Genomic DNA, 17,054 nt, shown 5'->3' on the forward strand with positions numbered 1-17,054 from the left:
GACAATCAAAAAATCTTACCGAGCAGATAGCCCAAAAAGGCAATCAGCAACCCGAAAACCAGCGGTTTGATATTGCGGGGCGGCTCGGGTTGCGAAGATGCGGAAATATCATCTTCCCGCCCGCCGTGAAGTTCAAGATATTCGGGCATTTCCCCATCCGCGCCTCCTCCTTCGCCCTCCCCCTCCTCCGGCGGCACGACCGTTTCCAACTCCATATACGGGTAATAATATCCAAACCCAAATAGCTGAAATAATCATGCAACTCTTCCCGTTTCGCCCAAGTGCATTTTTCCTCAACCAGCACTTGCGGTTTGGAATCGAGCGATTCGATCAATCCTTCCGCCTTTTCTTCGCCGAGATTCTCCTTAAGGCACTCCCGGATAAGCCCGCGATCCACTTGGGGCGGGTAGGAAACATATACATCGTACAAATCGTTTCGGTAATCTTTACTCATCTCAATCATAAGGGAACAAATACGCCTGATACCGTTCCGCCCGTTCCTTTCGGGAAACCCGATTCATCTTCAAGCAATCGGATTATATGTAAATTCATCCCGATAATATATTTTCCAAAAGTAAAAATGCCGTCCGAACGTTCAGACGGCATAACACAAACCAGCCGGTCACACGGAAAACGACGATCCGCAACCGCAGGTTGTTTCCGCGTTCGGATTGCGGATGACGAACTGCGAACCCTGCAGACTTTCCGTATAGTCGATTTCCGCACCGACCAGATATTGATAGCTCATCGGATCGACCAAAAAGACCAAACCGTTTTTCTCAATTTCAAAATCGTCGTCGTTTTTGATTTCGTCAAAAGTAAATCCGTACTGGAAACCCGAACAGCCGCCGCCGTTGACAAAAACCCGCAATTTCAAATCGGGATTGTTTTCTTCGGCAATCAAATCGGCAACTTTGGCACAGCAGCTGTCAGTAAAAATAATAGGGCTTTCGTCCGACATAGTGTTATTCCTTAATATAATATTTTCTGCATTCTCTCTCAACCCCCCTTCAAAGGCAAGCAGGGCTTCGCCTTTGAAAAAGGAATTGTCCCAATAGATAAGTTTGACCGCCTGCAATTTCAAGCCCCAAACTCAAACCGTCCTGCCGAACCACTCGACACGCCCGATAATCTCCACATCATCGGTCAAGTCGTTCAAATTGATTTCAAAAGCAGGATAAGCCTCGTTGGCGGAAATGACATTGATAATCCCGCCGGGGACGATTTGCAGGCGTTTGACCAACAGATTTTCATTAATCCGCAACACATACAGTCCGTCTCTCGGCGTATTTTCCCCATGATTGACCAAAATCGAATCTCCGTCATTCAAAACCCCCTCCATCGAATCCCCCTTGACGGAAATTACAGACAGGTTTTTCGTATCTCGGGTAACATAATTCTCAATCCAATGCCGTCTGAACGCCATTGTAAATACCGGTTCCTCATGACCGACAAACTGCCCGTATCCCGCAGCCGCCCGAATATCATATCTCGGCACAAAGACAAACTCGTCCGTATCAACTTCATTTCCCAAGGTATCGTAAGCAAGGGATTTTTTTGGGGCTTCATCCGGAAACGGATTACCCTCCCCTGTCAGCAGCCAATCGATACTACACCCCTTCAACTGCTTAATTTTTTTCAATGTTTCAGACTTCGGCAGACCGCCTTCATTCCATATTCTGCTGAAGCCCGCAATCGTCATTTCAATATCGGATGCGATTTTTGCCTGCCTCGCTTCACTTTTCCATAAAAAAACCAGTCTGTCTTTAAAGGTTTCCATAAATATCCTTCCGCTCCCCTTCATTCAATCATCTAAAGTAAACATGAAATATATTTTACATTAGCTATCCCAAAAACGGAATAACTATGATAAACTAAATTTAAATTATGATTTTTCTTATCCAATACATAATTTTTCAGATTTTCCATAGGTTTGATCCCGAATTGACAGAAAAAGGATAGAAAAATGAAGAAAACCAGCAAATATCTTATCTATACTGCGGCATTTACCTCATTCTGCTTTGCCTTCCAAGAAAACCGTTCTGAAGCCAAACAGCCCGACATCACTTTATCCGCATCCCTGTGCGAACAATTCAACATGCTGAACGCCAAAGATATGGATACAGAACAAGTCTCCCTTTCCAAAGAATGCGACATCATCGAGTCTTCACACGACTGGGAAAAAGAGTACGGCAACTTGAACGAACAGGAAATGCTCGCCGGCGTCGTCTATGAATAAACCTGCCTGCCATTTGAAACATTATGCTTGAATGCATTGGAGCCAAATGTATTAAATCAAATATAAAACCAATATATTCATAAAGTTATATACTTATGGCCATGCTGTAGCTTGAAACAGCCCGCCGCCCGCCCTATTTACAGCCCATCGGGACAAAATGTTCCAACATATTTCTCAAAATAAGCAAAATCAAATAGGAGTATCCACATGGCAAAAGTAATCGGTATCGACTTAGGTACAACCAACTCTTGTTTGGCCATTTCCGAAAACGGTCAAACCAAAGTCATCGAAAACGCAGAAGGCGCACGCACCACGCCGTCCATTATCGCTTATTTGGACGGCGGCGAAATCCTCGTCGGCGCGCCTGCCAAACGCCAAGCGGTAACCAACGCCAAAAACACTATTTACGCCGCCAAACGTTTGATCGGTCACAAATTTGAAGACAAAGAAGTCCAACGCGACATCGAATCTATGCCTTTCGAAATCATCAAAGCCGACAACGGCGACGCATGGGTAAAAGCACAAGGCAAAGAGCTGTCTCCTCCTCAAATTTCCGCAGAAGTCCTGCGTAAAATGAAAGAAGCCGCCGAAGCTTACTTGGGCGAAAAAGTAACCGAAGCCGTGATTACCGTCCCTGCCTACTTCAACGACAGCCAACGTCAAGCCACCAAAGACGCAGGCCGTATCGCCGGTTTGGACGTAAAACGCATCATCAACGAGCCGACCGCAGCCGCTTTGGCATTCGGTATGGACAAAGGCGACAACAAAGACCGCAAAATAGCCGTATATGACTTGGGCGGCGGTACCTTCGATATTTCCATCATCGAAATCGCCAACCTCGACGGCGACAAACAATTTGAAGTATTGGCTACCAACGGCGATACTTTCTTGGGCGGTGAAGACTTCGACCAACGCTTGATTGACTACATCATTGACGAGTTTAAAAAAGAACAAGGCATTGATTTGAAACAAGACGTAATGGCTCTGCAACGTCTGAAAGAAGCTGCCGAAAAAGCCAAAATCGAATTGTCCAGCGGCCAGCAAACCGAAATCAACCTGCCGTACATTACCATGGACGCAACCGGCCCGAAACACTTGGCAATGAAAATTACCCGCGCCAAATTCGAGAGCCTGGTTGAAGACCTGATTGCCCGCTCTATCGAGCCTTGCCGCACCGCATTGAAAGATGCCGGCTTGAGCACCGGCGACATCGACGACGTGATTTTGGTCGGCGGTCAGTCCCGTATGCCGAAAGTACAAGAAGCCGTTAAAGACTTCTTCGGCAAAGAACCGCGCAAAGACGTGAACCCTGACGAAGCCGTTGCCGTAGGTGCAGCGATTCAAGGCGAAGTATTGAGCGGCGGCCGCAGCGACGTATTGCTGCTGGACGTAACCCCTCTGTCCTTGGGTATCGAAACCATGGGTGGTGTGATGACCAAGCTGATTCAAAAGAACACTACTATTCCGACTAAAGCGTCTCAAGTGTTCTCTACTGCCGAAGACAACCAAAGCGCAGTAACCATCCACGTACTGCAAGGCGAACGCGAACGCGCTTCTGCCAACAAATCTTTAGGTCAATTCAACTTGGGCGACATCGCACCCGCACCACGCGGTATGCCGCAAATTGAAGTTACTTTCGACATCGACGCCAATGGTATCTTGCACGTTTCCGCCAAAGACAAAGGCACTGGCAAAGCGGCCAACATTACCATCCAAGGTTCTTCAGGTTTGAGCGAAAAAGAAATCGAACGCATGGTGAAAGATGCCGAAGCCAATGCCGAGGAAGATAAAAAGCTGACTGAATTGGTCGCTTCCCGCAACCAAGCCGAAGCCCTGATTCACTCCGTGAAAAAATCTTTGGCGGACTACGGCGACAAACTCGACGCTGCCGAGAAAGAAAAAATCGAAGCCGCGCTGAAAGAAGCCGAAGAAGCCGTGAAAGGCGACGACAAAACCGCCATCGATGCCAAAGCCGAAGCACTGGGCACAGCCAGCCAAAAACTGGGCGAAATGGTTTACGCGCAAGCGCAAGCCGAAGCCCAAGCCGGCGAGGGCGCACAAGCCAATGCTTCTGCAAAGAAAGACGATGATGTCGTAGATGCCGACTTTGAAGAAGTAAAAGACGACAAAAAATAATTGATGCCGTCTGAAAAAAACGCGAACCATTCGGTTCGCGTTTTTTTCAATTGAGATAAAAGACAATAGCATGACAGAGATTCCAAATTCATCTACCGTGATATTCCCAAGCCCAAGTTCCAACTGTTGCATCGGTTATCTGGAAATTTTTCATATCATTTTCTTATTTACTTAAATTTTTTAATAAGATAATAAATAATAATTATTATCATGAGCTAAGAAATGAAACTAAATACTCTCACATGGGCTTTGATGACCGTTTTTTCCGTTGCGCCATCTTGGGCAGAACAACCGGCAAATACTGAAGAAATACAACCCGTCAAAACCTTCTCCCCGCCCAAACCGATTGCACCGACCGCCGCACAAGGCTATTTCCCCGAAAACCAATTCGACCGCTCCGACCGCAGCGATTATTACTTTGTTACCGAAAACATAGACCAAGCCTTCCGTCCGCTGAAGGCAAACAGCAGTTTTTACGGCAAAAGCTTTTACAACTCCGTTACCGCGCAAGCACTCGGGGCGAAGGTATACGGCGTAGCCAACCTCAATCGCACCAAGGCAAACGGCTACAAAGATGGCGGTGGGCGCGACACTGATTGGAAATACAGCCGCTTCAATCAGGCTTTGGTACTCGGTTTCGTGCCGTCTGAAAATCAAGAATATCGCCTCACTTATCTGCACGACGACATCAACAACGACCGCCAGCCGCAGGTCGTCAACGACGCATTGGACACCGAACGCCACATCTCCAAACTCAACGTGCGTTGGGGCAATGCCGATTTGAGCAATACGGTCAGCGCGGAAGCAGGCGTCATCAAACTCAAACGCCATGCCGACAATTACTCCTTGCGACCAAACAACACGCCGCAGCAAGTGTTCGTAGAACTTGACCGCAAAGTGTATGATTTCTCGCTCAAACACGATGCGGATTTCGGCAAATTCCACAACACGGCAGCCGTCAGCTACCGCAACGACAGCCAAAACGGCGAACGCAACACCCACACTGCCATGTGCGATTTCCTCAACGGCTACCGTTTCGCCGATGTGCACATCGACCGCTGGTGCATTGCCGATACCTTATCTTACAAGTTTGACGACCGACACAAACTGGGCTTGGGCTTGGGCTTAAGCTACGAACTCAACGAAGCGGACATTCGCAAAAATACGGCACAGCCTGAAAACCCAATAAAACCCGGTTTCCCCTTCGCCTCATCACAACAAATCTGGAAAACCCATTACGGCTACGACTTCAACGGCAAAGTGCGCCGTCATGCTTTGTCAGGCGAACTCAAATACGATTTCACGCCGTCTGAAACGCAAAAATACAGCGTTTCCCTCGCGCATTTGGAACGCATCGGCGACAACACCGAACGCTTCAACTCGCTTGCTGCCATCGTGCAAAACCGTATGAGCGGCATGCTGATGAACCAAAATCCAGCCGCCGCCATTGCAGGCAATCCCCCTGCTGAAAACTGAAAAACACAACCGCATCAGGCTCACCGCCGACAGCCGCAACGACTACTACAACGGCTACATGAACTCGCTCGCAGGCGCGGGCTGGAACGTGGGCGGCACGCTTGTGGCGGACAAAGTCAAAGACCTGATTATTTTTGACCGCGCACACGGACAAAGCGGCACAGCTTCCAAAGACGGCGGCATCATCACACGCAACGTGGACGCACGATTGTTTACCGCGCAGGCCTACGCGCGTTACAACTTCAATCCGCATTGGGCGGCAGGCATCAAAGCCGCCTACAACTACGGACACAACGAAACCGACGGCAGGCCGCCCTATCAAATCCGTCCGTTTGAAGCCGCCGTCCAAGCCGACTACAAAAACTACTTTGCCCACGGCAGCTACAACATCGGCGCGGCAACACGCTTTGTCGCCAAACAAACGCGCGGTGATTTTGATATGGCAAGCGGTCTGGGCATAGACAAACGCGAAGCCGCCAAAGGCTTTACCGTTGCCGACGTGTACGCAGGCGTAAACATCAAAGACAAATACGGCTTGCGCTTGGGCGTGAACAACGTATTCAACAAAAAATACGTCGAATACATCAGCGGCGACCACGTCCTCGCCCTATCCCCCAGCGTAGTGTATGCACCGGGCAGGACATATTGGTTGAGTTTGCATGCGGCATTTTAAAACCATGCCGTCTGAAAAATACCTGCATTGGCTTATTAAGAATTAGGAGATAAAAAATGGATATGAAAAGACGCGATTTCTTAAAAATGACCGCCGCGCTGGCAGCCGCAGGCGTTTCGCCTTCTCTGCTTGCTGCCGGTAAAGAGCAATTTACCGTGTACGGCGCACCGGCAATGCCCAGCGTTACCATTGCCGTAGCGGCGTTGCAAGGTAAACTGGCGAAACAGGCGGACGTGTCGCTGAAAATCTGGCGTTCGCCCGACCAACTGCGCGCGGGCGTGGCAAGCGGGCAATTTAAAGTGATGATGAGTCCGAGCAATGTCGGCGTAAACCTGCGCAACCAAGGGCAGAAAGTCGGCATGGTGAATATTTTGACCAAAGGCATCACGCAGTTGGTCTGCAAAGGCAGCGCGATTGCCTCGCCGCAGGATTTGGTCGGCAAAAAAATCCTCGTGCCGTTTAAAAACGATATGCCCGACATCGTGCTGCAAGCCTTGTTGAAAAAACTGAAAATCGACGCACACAAAGTCAGCATTACCTACGCTGCCACACCGCCCGAAGCAGTCGGACTATTTCCAAGTAAAGGTTACCATGCCGTCATCCTGCCCGAACCGATGGCAACCGCCAGCCTACTGAAAGGCAAAACCATAGGTATAAACGTCGTGCACGGTTTTGATTTGGTAAAAGCATGGGGGCAGGCGTTTGGCACCAAACCGCTGATTCCGATGGCAGGTATCATCGCCAACGAAGAATATTTCCACGCACACAAGGCGCAGTTCGACATCTTCCATCAAGATTTGAAAAACGCGCTCAACTGGATATTGGCCAACCGCCAAAACGCGGCGAAAATCGGCAAAAACTACCTACCCGCCCCCGAACCCGCCCTAGTCATGGGCTTGGACGGCGCACGGCTGACGGTAAGCAAAGGCAGCGAAGTGAAAAACGAGATTTTGAAGTTTTACGAAATCCTGATGCAGTTCAACCCGGAACTTTTGGGCGGCAAGCTGCCGGATAACGGGTTCTTCTTGGCTTAAAGGGAAAGAGGCCGTCTGAAAAGGGTAGGGTGGTTGTGAATACCTGATTTATCATTTTTCAGACGGCCTATTAAGGCATTGTCAGCGGCGTGGGTCGGATTCTTGAATCCGACATTTCGGCTAAACGGGGCTGTCGGATACAAGTATCCGACCTACTCTTTTCAGACGGCCTATCAGATAATAGTTCGAACAGTACACAAAGAGCCGTCGGATTGCCTGAAATGTTGGGTCATGACCCAACCTACGCTTACTGGGGAAACGGGATCGAAGTGTGAGGTATGTGGCGGGGTTGTTTAATAATGAAATTTTATAACTATTTGATAGGGTGGTAATGCCATGAATGAAGATAAATATAGGGAAAATATGACATGGGATGAAATTGAAAATGTAGTAGGAACTTTAGTTTCTGAAGAAAGAATGCTTAAATCCAATAGCTTTTTAAGTATTAAAAATAGTAAGAATAGGTTGGCTTAATCACAACCATAACCCAACGAAAATACTAAAATTCCAAGCTAAGGCTATCCTTTCCAAACCATCCCCATCAACCAAACCATGATTAAAACCGACAAAATCCGCAAACCGCAGCCTGCGCTGTTTTACATCATCGACTACCTTTGGAGCGGCTTTGCCGGTCTGAGCGTGGCGATGGTGGTGGTGGCGTTGTGGGCGTGGGGCAGCGCCGTGTTCGGCGAGTTTATGCTGCCTGCGCCGGTAGAGGTGTTTCAAAAATCTTTGGATTTATTGAAACATTTTCAGGAAAATGAAATCGGGATTTCGCTGTGGCGGTCGGTAGTGGGTATTTCGGTTGCTTTGATAGCAGGATTGGCGGCGGGGCTGGTGGCGGGCAGTTTTAAGACGGCGATGGCGTTGCTTAAGCCTGTGATTACGATTTTGTTAGCAATGCCGCCGATTATTTGGGTGGTGATGGCGTTGTTTTGGTTCGGGTTCGGCAATCCGAGCGTGTTGTTTACCATCATTGTGTTGGTTGCGCCGCTGACGTTTGCGAGTGCGGCGGTCGGAATGGCGAGCGTGAACAAGCAGCATGAGGAGTTGTTTGACGCTTATAAATTAGGCCGTCTGAAAAAAATCCGCTATCTGTATATCCCGCATCTGACGGGCTATGTGATTTCCAGCGTCGGCGTGGCGGTGGCGATGGGGGTGAAGGCGGTGATCATGGCGGAACTCTTAGGCGCGAGCAAAGGCGTGGGCGCGCGGATTGCGGACGCGAGGGCAATGCTGTAGACTTCGACGGTAATGGCTTATGTGGTGTTGGTCATGGTATTTGTGTCGCTGTTTGAATACCTGATTACCAAGCCTTTGTAAATTTTGTTTATGCCGTGGAGGAGATGATGCTCTGTCTTGAAAACGTGCGTTTTGAAATCCTCCGCGACCCCATCGTGCGCGATTTCAGTTTGAACCTGCAACAGGGCGAAGTGAAAGCCTTGTTCGGGCCGAGCGGCTGTGGCAAGACGACGGTTTTACGGCTGATTGCGGGCTTGGAAACGCCGAAATCGGGCACGATACGTAATACTTTCCACAAAACGGGTTTTCTGTTTCAGGAAAACCGCCTGCCGGAAAACCTGACCGCGATGCAGAATATCGCGATTTTTATGGACAACCCAGACGAAGGCGAAATCGTCGCGCTGGCGGCGAAAGTCGGGCTGACTGCGGGCGATTTGAACAAATATCCGACCGAATTGTCCGGCGGCATGGCGAAACGGGTGGCGTTTTTGCGCCTGCTGCTGTGCGGCTGCGACCTAGCCTTGCTGGACGAACCGTTTGTCGGTTTGGACCGCGATTTGCGCGATATTTTGGTTGCTATGCTGGTGGAAAAAATCGAGCGGCAGGGCATGGCGTGTATACTGGTAACGCACGACCGCTTCGAAGCCGCGCGCCTGAGCCATGAAATTATGCTGCTTTCCGCTAAGGGCATGAACGTGCAAAACGTGATAACCCTGCCCACGCCGCTGTCCGAACGCGATTCGGCTTTTGAAGAAGTCGTGGTGGCAAGGGAGTTTCAGGGGATTCATTATTATGAGTGATGAGGGGATTTGAGTGTCTGACAAACCTTACGGTTCGTTGCCCTCTCCCTAACCCTCTCCCACGGGGAGAGGGTTAGCAAGCCTCAGGCTTGCCTCTTTAGCGAAAGATACGAATCTGTTATCCGAACGCGATTCGGTTTTTGAAAAAGCCGTGGTGCCAAGGGGGCAGGGGATTCATTATGAGGTGCTTTATGTTTTCGACTGTGATTACTGCTGCTGTTTTATATATTGCTACAGCAGTAGATTTGTTGGTAATACTATTAATATTTTTTGCTAGAGCAAATACTAGAAAAGAATATCGAGATATTTATATCGGACAATATTTAGGTTCTGTAATTTTAATATTAGTTAGTTTATTTCTAGCTTTTGTTTTGAATTATGTTCCGGAAAAATGGGTGTTGGGTTTATTAGGTTTAATACCGATTTACTTAGGTATTAAAGTTGCTATTTACGACGATTGTGAGGGCGAAAAAAGAGCTAAAAAAGAATTGGATGAAAAAGGGTTGTCAAAATTAGTCGGTATTGTTGCTTTGGTTACAGTTGCTAGTTGTGGTGCAGATAATATTGGACTTTTTGTTCCTTACTTTGTGACTTTAGATCTTGTCGACTTATTAGTTACTCTTCTTGTATTTTTAATATTGATTTTTGTTTTAGTATATACAGCACAAAGATTGGCTAATATTTCAGGTGTTGGTGAAATTGTAGAGAAGTTTAGTCGTTGGATAATGGCTGTTATTTATATTGGTTTAGGGTTATTTATTATTATTGAAAATAATACAATTCGAACAATAATATCAATAATATGAATGACAAGGGCATTTCAGTATCTGACAAACCTTGCGGTTCGTTTCCCTCTCCCTAACCCTCTCCCACAGGAGAGGGGATCAGGTTGCTGAAAATCAGAGGGCGAAGGATTGGGGATCAAATGGAAGGTAAAACCTGAAAATGTTCGGGTTTGACAGCCCGATTCCCTCTCCCCGTGGGAGAGGGCTAGGGAGAGGGCAAGCAAGCCGCAGGCTTGCCTCTTTGGCGAAAAATACAACCCTGTCCGCCCAATAAATCCATACCCGAAAGCATCTTCATACAGAATCAAGCCAAGCGATGAATAAATTTTTTACCCACCCTATGCGCCCGTTTTTCGTCGGTGCGGCAGTACTTGCCATACTCGGTGCGTTGGTGTTTTTTCATCAACCCCGGCGCTATCATCCTGCACCGCCAAATTTTCTTGGAACTTATGCTGCCGGCTGCATACGGCGGTTTTTTGACTACCGCTTTGTTGGACCGGACGGGTTTTTCAGGCAACCTGAAACCTGCCGCTACTTTGATGGCGGTGTTGTTGCTTGTTGCGGCTGTTTTATTGCCGTTTTTACCGCAACTTGCCGCATTTTTCGTCGCCGCCTATTGGCTGGTGTTGCTGCTGTTCTGCGCCTGGCTGATTTGGCTCGACCGCAACACCGACAACTTCGCTCTGTTGATGTTACTTGCCGCATTTACCGTTTTTCAGACGGCCTATGCCGTCAGCGGCGATTTGAACTTACTGCGCGCGCAAGTGCATTTGAATATGGCGGCGGTCATGTTCGTATCCGTCCGCGTCAGCGTCCTTTTGGGCACGGAAACCCTGAAAGAATGCCGTCTGAAAGACCCCGTATTCATCCCCAACGTTATCTATAAAAACATCGCCATCACCCTGCTGCTGCACGCCGCCGCCGAACTTTGGCTGCCCGCGCAAACCGCCGGTTTTACTGCGCTTGCCGTCGGCTTCATCCTGCTCGCCAAGCTGCGCGAACTGCACCATCACGAACTCTTACGCAAACACTACGTCCGCACTTATTACCTGCTCCAGCTCTTTGCCGCCGCAGGTTATCTGTGGACAGGCGCGGCGAAACTGCAAAACCTGCCCGCCTCCGCGCCCCTGCACCTGATTACCCTCGGCGGCATGACGGGTGGCGTGATGATGGTGTGGCTGACTGCCGGACTGTGGCACAGCGGCTTTACCAAACTCGACTACCCGAAACTCTGCCGCATCGCCGTCTCCATCCTTTTCGCCTCCGCCGTTTCGCGCGCTGTTTTAATGAACGTGAATCCGATATTCTTCATCACCGTTCCCGAGATTCTGACCGCCGCCGTGTTCATGCTTTACCTGCTGACGTTCGTACCGATTTTTCGAGCGAACGCGTTTACAGACGATCCGGAATAAAAATGCCGTCTGAAACGGTTTTCAGACGGCATCGGATTGCCAATGATCAAGCCTCCTGCGGATCGACATCCACCGACCATCGGATTTTGCCGTCGCGGTTCTGCTGCAACACCTGCACCCACAAACTCACGGCGCGGTGCAAATCTTGTCGGGATGTTGATTCGAGGAAAACTTGCGCACGTTCGCGTTCGGCAAGGCGCACCATCAGCATCGGGGCGGCACCGAACCGGGAGACGCTTTCGGGCAAGAGCGGGGCGAGGGTTTCTTTGGCGGCGTTGAGAAATTCCATCGCATCGGCAACACGCGGCGCATCGGCACGGACGGCCGTCTGAAAACCGAAAGGCGGCATGGCGAACATTTGCCGTTCGTTCAATTCGTTTTCGGCAAACACGGCGTAGTCCTGCGCTTTGACGGCGGCGAAGACAGGGTGTTCGGGCAGTTGGGTCTGTATCAGCACCTTGCCGGGTTTGTCGGCGCGCCCCGCCCTGCCGGACACTTGCATCAGCTCGGCAAACAGCCTTTCCGGCGCACGGAAATCCGCGCTGTACAGGCTGCCGTCGGCGTTCAACACGATAACGAGGTTGAGCCGCGCGAAATCATGGCCTTTGGCAAGCATCTGCGTGCCGACCAGAATGTCGATTTCGTCGTTGGCGATGCGGCGGTACAAATCTGCCCAGTCGTTTTTGTGCGCCGTACTGTCCCTATCGACGCGGACGACGGCTGCCTTGGGCAGGAAGGCGCGCAGGGTTTCTTCGACGCGCTGCGTACCGTGTCCGACGGCGGTCAGGTCTTGGTTGCCGCAGTCGGGACATTTGAACGGGATGGGTTCGCGGTGGTCGCAGTGGTGGCAGCGCAGTTGGCGGGCGCGTTGGTGCAGCACCATTTTGGCGGAGCAGTTCGGGCAGCCGAAGGTATGGCCGCAGTCGCCGCAAAACAGCGCAGGCGCGAAGCCGCGCCGGTTAAGGTACACCAGCGACATACCGCCCGCTTCAAAGTTCTGTTTCAAAAGCTGCAAGGCTTGCGGTGAGAAGCCGTTATCGAGTTTCAGACGACCTATGTTGAGGATGTCCACTTGTGGCAGTTGCGCGGAAGCATGGGCGCGTTCGGTCAGTTGCAGCAGGCGGTACGCGCCGCTTTGCGCCTTGTGCCAACTCTCCAAGCTGGGCGTGGCACTGCCCAACACGACGGGACAGCCGCCCTGCTTCGCCCGCCACACCGCCAAATCGCGGGCGTGGTAGCGCAATTCGTTGTCTTGTTTGAACGAGCCGTCGTGTTCCTCATCGACCACAATCAGCCCGACATCAGGCAAAGGCGTAAACACCGCCAGCCGCGTGCCGATCACCAGCTTCGCCTGCCCCAACATCGCGCGCAGATAATCCTGCGTGCGCCTGCCTGCCGCCATCCGGCTGTGCAACACGGCGGTCGGCACGTCGGCAAAACGGTTTTCCACCCGCTTTAAAAGCTGCGGCGTGAGGTTGATTTCGGGCAACAGAAACAACACCTGTCGCCCCTGCGCCAACACTTTCGCCATCGCATCGAAATACACCTCGGTCTTGCCGCTGCCGGTAATACCGTACAGCAGAAACGACCGGAAGCGTCCCAATGCCGTCTGAATTTCATCGGAAGCCTTCTGCTGGCCGGTATTTAATACAAATTCAGAGTGCGAAGCCTGCCCGCGGTACGGCCTTAAAACAGGTTTCGCCGCTTCCGTCGTTTCAATCCAGCCCTGCTCCGCCCAATCCTCAATCAATTTCGCCGCCTGCGCGTTTGCCTGTTTCAACGCCGCCATCGTCATTTCGCCCGACAGCAGCGCGTCCCACAAAGCCGCTTTTTTGTTGAACCGAGCCGGCGGCGGCGTTTGCGCCCTGCCCGCTTCGTTCAAAGCATAAAACAACGGCGGCTGCGGCATTTCCACCGCGCGCGTTTCCTTCAAACCCTGCGGCAATGCGGCAAATACAGCCTGCCCAATCGGATAGTGGTAATAACGCGACGTAAACGCCAACAAATCACGCCAGCTTTGAGACAGCGGCTTTTCTTCCACAAAGACCGTCTGAACGCTCAAAATCCGCGCCGCATCCATATCGGGCGCAATATCCGTTTCCCACACCATCCCGACAACAGTTTTATTGCGAAAAGGCACAAGCACCCGCGTTCCCGGAGGAAGCGGCTCGGAATGCGAATAAGTCAAAAGGCCGTCTGAAAGCGGCACGTTTACAGCGATGCGATGGTAGATCATACAGGCAGGCAAATCATTTTTTTGCGTATTTTAACAGCCGGAAGCTATTTTCAGACGATAAATTGAGCCTCGGCGCAATGCAGGCGCAACAGAGGTTTGATACAATGCCACTTTTCCAACACGCTCAATCATCTTTGATATGAAAACCAAGTTAATCAAAATCTTGACCCCCTTTACCGTCCTGCCGCTGCTGGCTTGCGGGCAAACGCCCGTTTCCAATGCCAACGCCGAATCCGCCGTCAAAGCCGAATCCGCCGGCAAATCCGTTGCCGCTTCTTTGAAAGCGCGTTTGGAAAAAACCTATTCCGCCCAAGATTTGAAAGTGTTGAGCGTCAGCGAAACACCGGTCAAAGGCATTTACGAAGTCGTCGTCAGCGGCAGGCAGATTATCTACACCGATGCCGAAGGCGGCTATATGTTCGTCGGCGAACTCATCAACATCGACACGCGCAAAAACCTGACCGAAGAACGCGCCGCCGATTTGAACAAAATCGACTTCGCCTCCCTGCCTTTGGACAAAGCCATCAAAGAAGTACGCGGCAACGGCAAGCTGAAAGTCGCCGTCTTCTCCGACCCCGATTGTCCGTTCTGCAAACGCTTGGAACATGAGTTTGAAAAAATGACCGACGTGACGGTTTACAGCTTTATGATGCCCATTGCCGGCCTGCACCCAGATGCCGCGCGCAAGGCGCAAATCTTATGGTGTCAGCCCGACCGTGCCAAAGCGTGGACGGATTGGATGCGTAAAGGCAAATTCCCGGTCGGCGGCAGCATCTGCGACAATCCCGTCGCGGAAACCACTTCCTTGGGCGAACAGTTCGGCTTCAACGGCACGCCGACCCTCGTCTTCCCCAACGGGCGCACCCAAAGCGGTTACAGCCCGATGCCCCAACTGGAGGAAATCATCCGCAAAAACCAGCAGTAAACCCGCAATGCAAAAGGCTTGGAACCATGTTCCAAGCCTTTTTCAAATGCCGTCTGAAGCCTGTCGCGGCAGCTTCAGACGGCATCTTTGTTCAAACCTCAATCCTGCGCCAATGCGTCTATCGGATTGAGTTTGGCTGCCTTATTGGCGGGCATAAAGCCGAACGCGATGCCGATTCCGGTCGAACAGGCGACCGCCCCGATAACGGATGCCGCCGAAATGTCCATCGGGAAATCGGTTACAAAATGATTGAACACGAGGCTGACGGCGGCGGACAAACCTACGCCGACCAAGCCTCCGATGATGCAGATTAACACCGCCTCAATCAAAAACTGCTGCAAAATATTGCCGCGCCGCGCGCCGATTGCCATCCGTATGCCGATTTCTTTGGTGCGCTCGGTAACGGACACCAGCATGATGTTCATCACGCCGATGCCGCCGACTACCAATGAAATCAGGGCGATGGAGGAAATCAGCAGCTTCATCGTACCGGTGGTGCTTTCGACCATCTGCCTGATGCTGTCGCTGTTGTTCATAAAGAAGTCTTCCGTGCCGTGCCGTGCTTTGAGCAGCTCGGCCAGCCCTTTTTCGGCAACCCGGGTATTGGCATTGTCTTTGATTTTGACGGTGATGGAGTTGGTGTGGCTCTCGCCTGTGATTTGGTGCATCACCGTCGTATAGGGCGACCAAAGCATCAGCACGTCGGAATTGCCGAAAGCGTTTTCGTCTTTTTTCATCACGCCGATGACGGTCAAGGGGCGTTTCCTGAACAAAATGGTTTTACCCAACGGATCCGAGTCCGCAAAGAGTTTGTCTTTGACATTTTGGTCGATGACGACGACTTGCGCGTCTTCTTTCACATCGTTCTCATCAAACAGCCGCCCCGTTTCCAGCTTCAGCCCGCGCACGTCGAAATATTGTTCGCCCACGCCGTACAAAGAAGCGGTCAGGTCGGTATTGCGGTAGGTCAGCGTGCCGCCGCTCGAAGTCATGGGCGTGGCGGAGGCAACGTAGCTTTGTTTGGCGATGATTTTTGCGTCGTCTATGGTCAGGGTTTTGATTTTGCCGCTGCGCCTGTCGCCGAAGCCGCGCCCGGGGAAGATGCTGATGGTGTTCGTCCCCATCGAACTGATGTCTTCGAGGATTTTTTTCTGCGAACCGTTGCCCAATGCGACGACGGAGACAACCGAAGCGATACCGATGATGATGCCGAGCATGGTCAGAAGCGAACGCATTTTGTGCGCCAATACTGCTTGTACCGACATTCTGAAGGCTTCGACAAACTGGTCGTAATAAAACGACCACGAGGCTTTTTCCTGAATCCTCCCGACATTGCTTGCGGGGATTTCGGGATTTTTCGAGGTGTCGGAAATGATTTCGCCGTCCCGGATTTCGATGACGCGGTTGGCATTGGCGGCAATGCCGGGGTCGTGCGTGACCATAATGACGGTATGCCCGGCTTCGTGCAGCCTGCGGATGATTTCCATCACATTTTTGCCGCTGGCGGTATCGAGTGCGCCGGTCGGCTCGTCGGCGAAGATGATTTCTCCGCCGTTCATCAGGGCGCGGGCGATGGAGACGCGCTGCTGCTGTCCGCCCGAGAGTTCGCCGGGCTTGTTGCCCTCTTTACTTGCCAAACCCAAATCCTGCAAGAGTTTGTCCGCCCGCGCGGAACGCTCTTTGCCGCCCATACCCATATACACGGCTGGCAGCGCGACGTTGTCCCTTGCGGTCAGCGAGCTTAAGAGGTTGTAGCGTTGGAAGATGAAACCGAAGCGTTCGCGGCGCAATGCCGCCAGTTCGTCAGGCTGCATTTTGGCAGTTTCGATGCCGTCGATTCGGTACGAACCGGAACCGGCGGTATCCAAACAACCGAGTATGTTCATCAGCGTGGACTTGCCCGAACCGGACTGCCCGATGATGGCGACAAAATCACCCTTCTCTATCGACAGGCTGATGTCTTTCAAAATATGGACGCGGTTCTCGCCGCTGCCGAAGCAGCGGTTGATGTTTTTACATTCGATCAAGCTCATAATATTCCGTAAATCAATAACAAATGCCGTCTGAAACCGTTTCCGTGTTCAGACGGCATATTC

The 17,054-nt window shown here is 51.2% G+C and carries 12 protein-coding genes and 4 pseudogenes; 10 read left to right on the forward strand and 6 right to left on the reverse strand.

All coding sequences use genetic code 11. The features are described from left to right. Positions 1 to 5: 5 nt before the first annotated feature. From HT085_RS11850 to HT085_RS07015, 4 genes and pseudogenes are all read right to left on the reverse strand, one after another. Positions 6 to 463, reverse strand: a pseudogene (locus tag HT085_RS11850) (peptidase). Then, positions 460 to 606, reverse strand: coding sequence for a hypothetical protein (locus tag HT085_RS07005; RefSeq protein WP_003703690.1), 147 nt, complete (start codon positions 604 to 606; stop codon positions 460 to 462). The pseudogene HT085_RS11850 and the gene HT085_RS07005 overlap by 4 nt, the downstream one beginning before the upstream one ends. 16 nt (positions 607 to 622) lie before the next feature. Continuing rightward, on the reverse strand, positions 623 to 961 hold the full coding sequence (gene erpA, locus HT085_RS07010; protein ID WP_002219692.1) for an iron-sulfur cluster insertion protein ErpA: 339 nt from the start codon (positions 959 to 961) through the stop codon (positions 623 to 625). A 132-nt stretch (positions 962 to 1,093) separates the two neighbouring features. Further along, the gene (locus tag HT085_RS07015; protein WP_003689281.1) at positions 1,094 to 1,780 is read right to left on the reverse strand and encodes a S24 family peptidase; all 687 of its coding nucleotides are present in this window, start codon (positions 1,778 to 1,780) and stop codon (positions 1,094 to 1,096) included. 186 nt (positions 1,781 to 1,966) lie between these two features. On the opposite strand from HT085_RS07015, the gene HT085_RS07020 reads away from it, so the two are divergent. The 9 genes and pseudogenes from HT085_RS07020 (at position 1,967) to HT085_RS07060 (ending at position 11,797) form a co-directional block, all read left to right on the forward strand. Then, entirely contained in the window at positions 1,967 to 2,239 is a 273-nt protein-coding gene (locus tag HT085_RS07020; RefSeq protein ID WP_003689282.1) for a hypothetical protein, read from the forward strand. Between the two features lie 207 nt (positions 2,240 to 2,446). Further along, the gene (gene dnaK / locus HT085_RS07025; RefSeq protein WP_014580306.1) at positions 2,447 to 4,375 is read left to right on the forward strand and encodes a molecular chaperone DnaK; all 1,929 of its coding nucleotides are present in this window, start codon (positions 2,447 to 2,449) and stop codon (positions 4,373 to 4,375) included. Positions 4,376 to 4,597: 222 nt separating this feature from the next. Beyond that, positions 4,598 to 6,524 (forward strand): annotated as a pseudogene (locus tag HT085_RS07030) (TonB-dependent receptor). A 56-nt stretch (positions 6,525 to 6,580) separates the two neighbouring features. Next, positions 6,581 to 7,558: an ABC transporter substrate-binding protein gene (locus HT085_RS07035; protein ID WP_003693688.1), complete on the forward strand. Its 978-nt coding sequence runs from the start codon at positions 6,581 to 6,583 to the stop codon at positions 7,556 to 7,558. A gap of 336 nt (positions 7,559 to 7,894) precedes the next feature. Next, a complete protein-coding gene (locus HT085_RS07040; RefSeq protein ID WP_153707873.1) occupies positions 7,895 to 8,032 on the forward strand; it encodes a hypothetical protein in 138 nt (45 codons plus the stop codon). A gap of 78 nt (positions 8,033 to 8,110) precedes the next feature. Beyond that, positions 8,111 to 8,881, forward strand: a pseudogene (locus HT085_RS07045) (ABC transporter permease). 26 nt (positions 8,882 to 8,907) lie between these two features. Further along, the gene (locus HT085_RS07050; protein WP_003689290.1) at positions 8,908 to 9,600 is read left to right on the forward strand and encodes an ATP-binding cassette domain-containing protein; all 693 of its coding nucleotides are present in this window, start codon (positions 8,908 to 8,910) and stop codon (positions 9,598 to 9,600) included. A 191-nt stretch (positions 9,601 to 9,791) separates the two neighbouring features. Further along, positions 9,792 to 10,406: a CadD family cadmium resistance transporter gene (locus tag HT085_RS07055; RefSeq protein WP_003703682.1), complete on the forward strand. Its 615-nt coding sequence runs from the start codon at positions 9,792 to 9,794 to the stop codon at positions 10,404 to 10,406. Between the two features lie 295 nt (positions 10,407 to 10,701). Further along, positions 10,702 to 11,797 (forward strand): annotated as a pseudogene (locus HT085_RS07060) (NnrS family protein). A gap of 46 nt (positions 11,798 to 11,843) precedes the next feature. Here HT085_RS07060 and HT085_RS07065 read toward each other — a convergent pair. Continuing rightward, the gene (locus HT085_RS07065) at positions 11,844 to 14,033 is read right to left on the reverse strand and encodes a primosomal protein N' (RefSeq protein WP_003705770.1); all 2,190 of its coding nucleotides are present in this window, start codon (positions 14,031 to 14,033) and stop codon (positions 11,844 to 11,846) included. 139 nt (positions 14,034 to 14,172) lie between these two features. Here HT085_RS07065 and HT085_RS07070 point away from each other — a divergent pair, with 139 nt between their 5' ends. Continuing rightward, positions 14,173 to 14,958, forward strand: coding sequence for a DsbC family protein (locus HT085_RS07070; RefSeq protein WP_003689299.1), 786 nt, complete (start codon positions 14,173 to 14,175; stop codon positions 14,956 to 14,958). A 98-nt stretch (positions 14,959 to 15,056) separates the two neighbouring features. Here HT085_RS07070 and HT085_RS07075 read toward each other — a convergent pair whose 3' ends face one another. After that, complete coding sequence (locus HT085_RS07075) at positions 15,057 to 16,991, reverse strand: MacB family efflux pump subunit (protein WP_003695602.1); 1,935 nt, start codon at positions 16,989 to 16,991, stop codon at positions 15,057 to 15,059. Between the last annotated feature and the right edge of the window lie 63 nt (positions 16,992 to 17,054).

This window comes from Neisseria gonorrhoeae (assembly GCF_013030075.1).
Lineage (GTDB): Bacteria > Pseudomonadota > Gammaproteobacteria > Burkholderiales > Neisseriaceae > Neisseria > Neisseria gonorrhoeae.

What these genes read in the sequence shown, in the direction of transcription:
- HT085_RS07005 (WP_003703690.1), bottom strand. Translation starts at nt 606, where the DNA reads ATGCCGTCTGAACGTTCGGACGGCATTTTTACTTTTGGAAAATATATT.
- erpA (WP_002219692.1), bottom strand. Translation starts at nt 961, where the DNA reads ATGTCGGACGAAAGCCCTATTATTTTTACTGACAGCTGCTGTGCCAAA.
- HT085_RS07015 (WP_003689281.1), bottom strand. Translation starts at nt 1,780, where the DNA reads ATGGAAACCTTTAAAGACAGACTGGTTTTTTTATGGAAAAGTGAAGCG.
- HT085_RS07020 (WP_003689282.1), top strand. Translation starts at nt 1,967, where the DNA reads ATGAAGAAAACCAGCAAATATCTTATCTATACTGCGGCATTTACCTCA.
- dnaK (WP_014580306.1), top strand. Translation starts at nt 2,447, where the DNA reads ATGGCAAAAGTAATCGGTATCGACTTAGGTACAACCAACTCTTGTTTG.
- HT085_RS07035 (WP_003693688.1), top strand. Translation starts at nt 6,581, where the DNA reads ATGGATATGAAAAGACGCGATTTCTTAAAAATGACCGCCGCGCTGGCA.
- HT085_RS07040 (WP_153707873.1), top strand. Translation starts at nt 7,895, where the DNA reads ATGAATGAAGATAAATATAGGGAAAATATGACATGGGATGAAATTGAA.
- HT085_RS07050 (WP_003689290.1), top strand. Translation starts at nt 8,908, where the DNA reads ATGCTCTGTCTTGAAAACGTGCGTTTTGAAATCCTCCGCGACCCCATC.
- HT085_RS07055 (WP_003703682.1), top strand. Translation starts at nt 9,792, where the DNA reads ATGTTTTCGACTGTGATTACTGCTGCTGTTTTATATATTGCTACAGCA.
- HT085_RS07065 (WP_003705770.1), bottom strand. Translation starts at nt 14,033, where the DNA reads ATGATCTACCATCGCATCGCTGTAAACGTGCCGCTTTCAGACGGCCTT.
- HT085_RS07070 (WP_003689299.1), top strand. Translation starts at nt 14,173, where the DNA reads ATGAAAACCAAGTTAATCAAAATCTTGACCCCCTTTACCGTCCTGCCG.
- HT085_RS07075 (WP_003695602.1), bottom strand. Translation starts at nt 16,991, where the DNA reads ATGAGCTTGATCGAATGTAAAAACATCAACCGCTGCTTCGGCAGCGGC.